At 54.0% G+C, this 1,839-nt stretch carries 3 protein-coding genes; all 3 read left to right on the top strand.

Going from position 1 to position 1,839, the window contains the following annotated elements:
- Positions 1-720, top strand: a 720-nt coding sequence (locus tag Q1A69_RS19865; protein ID WP_299589588.1) for a Mu-like prophage major head subunit gpT family protein, incomplete at its 5' end; no start/stop codon positions are given.
- 98 nt (positions 721-818) lie between these two features.
- Entirely contained in the window at positions 819-1,190 is a 372-nt protein-coding gene (locus Q1A69_RS19860) for a DUF2190 family protein (protein ID WP_299589584.1), read from the top strand.
- Between the two features lie 7 nt (positions 1,191-1,197).
- Entirely contained in the window at positions 1,198-1,494 is a 297-nt protein-coding gene (locus tag Q1A69_RS19855) for a hypothetical protein (protein ID WP_299589582.1), read from the top strand.
- Positions 1,495-1,839 lie beyond the last annotated feature (345 nt).

Here is a 1,839-nt window from a genome sequence, read left to right as displayed (position 1 = left end):
ACCTTCCCCGCACTGCGCCAAGTGGCACCGGGGGCGGAATTTAAATATGTGAGCATCGGCGAGCGCGCCGAAACCGCTGCCCTGGCCACCTACGGGGAAATGTTCTCGATTACCCGCCAAGCCATCATCAATGACGACCTGGGAGCCTTCACCCGTATCCCACAAAAGATGGGGCTCGCCGCCGTGCGCACTGTGGGTGATCTAGTGTTCAGCATCCTGCTCAATAATCCCAAGATGGCCGATGGCAAAGCCCTGTTCCATGCCGACCATGGCAACCTTGCAGAAAAGGGGAGTATCAATACCGCCAGCATCGACGCCGCACGGGTATTGATGGGCAAACAGAAGGACGGTTCCGCTTTCCTGAATATCCGCCCTAAATTCCTGCTGTGTGATATCGCCGACGAGGGGGCCGCAAAGGTTGCCCTGGAATCGGAATTTGAAGTGGGTGCTTCCGAGAAATCTAACACCGTGCCCAACAGCGTGCGCAATATTGCCAGCGTGATCTCCGATGGTCGCCTCGGCGGACACAATGGCTGGTACCTCAAGGCCGACCCAGTAGCGCACGACACGATCGAAGTGCTCTACCTGGATGGCCAACAGGCCCCGGTGCTGGAACAGCAAAACGGCTGGAATATCGATGGGGTGGAATTCAAAGTACGCCTCGATGCCGCTGCCAAAGCCTGGGATGCGAAAGGCATGGTGAAAACCCCCAAAACCTAATACCCAGTTCAAACCGAATCAAACCTCAAAGAATCCAAAAAGGGCCGCATCACGCGGCCTTTTTACTTTCAGTTACAAACCCAATCGAGAGAAAGAGAATGGCTACGAATTTTGTACAAGATGGGCGCATGCTGAATGTCACCAACAGCACCAGCGCGGATATTACCTCCGGCCAGGTGGTACCGGTCGGCGCAGTGCTCGGTGTGGCGATGGATGATATCGCCGTGGGTGAAACCGGCGTGCTCGCCATTGAGGGCGTATTCACTGTGCCCAAGGTATCCGCCGCAGAGATCAATCAGGGCGAAAGCCTCACCTGGGTAACCGCCTCCAGCGCATTCGATAGTAACGCCGCGACCGCCGCCACCGGTGATATCACCGGCGCTACGGCCTTTGCTGCAGAGGCCGCCGGTGCAGGTACTGCCAGCCTAGCGGTCAAGTTTACCGGCGTACCGGGCACCGTGAAGGCCTAGGTGATCCATGGACCTGGACCAGAGAGCCGCAGAGCGCGCGTTTCGCAAATGGGGCAAGGCCGCTACCTATGAAGACGGTAGCGGTGCTGAGCATATCGATTGCCGGGTAATTAAGGATCAGGAGATCGATGACTTCGATGAGGATGAGCGCGTGCGGGTACCGCGTGTTGAATTGAGTCTGCTGGTGAGTGAGGTGGGGGCTTATAACGCAGAAGCGGTGATTACCCTTGGTGGTGTGGCGTATCAGGTGCGCAAGCGGCTGGCGGATGATGGGGTGGTTTGGCGGGTGTTGGTGGATACTTAGCCTGAACCGACAAGTCAGCAGAGGATTTATGGTCACCGTGACTGTTATTTTCTGGGATTGCCCAAGTTGACGAATAAAACCTTCAAAATCAATGGGTTGAGAGAGCGGTGAAAATTGTGGATAGTGGTCACGATGATCACTTTTATAGATAGGCCGATGGTACTAGATGACCGTAATCTATTGATTTAGTAGAAAAAGACGGCGTGTTGTCGTAAATTTGTATCAGAAATAGTGGTCAAAGAAATAGTAGTCATGATGACCACTATATAAATGTTGCCTAGATTGCCAACATAAGTGACACACGTTTACCCACCAAAAATTCCAGTGGGCTCAAGTAATTTAACA

The sequence above is a fragment of the uncultured Microbulbifer sp. genome, from assembly GCF_947498635.1.
Lineage (GTDB): Bacteria > Pseudomonadota > Gammaproteobacteria > Pseudomonadales > Cellvibrionaceae > Microbulbifer > Microbulbifer echini.
The sequence above is the reverse complement of the archived record's forward strand: the minus strand, read 5'-3'. Positions and strand labels throughout refer to the sequence as shown.

What these genes read in the sequence shown, in the direction of transcription:
- Q1A69_RS19860 (WP_299589584.1), top strand. Translation starts at nt 819, where the DNA reads ATGGCTACGAATTTTGTACAAGATGGGCGCATGCTGAATGTCACCAAC.
- Q1A69_RS19855 (WP_299589582.1), top strand. Translation starts at nt 1,198, where the DNA reads ATGGACCTGGACCAGAGAGCCGCAGAGCGCGCGTTTCGCAAATGGGGC.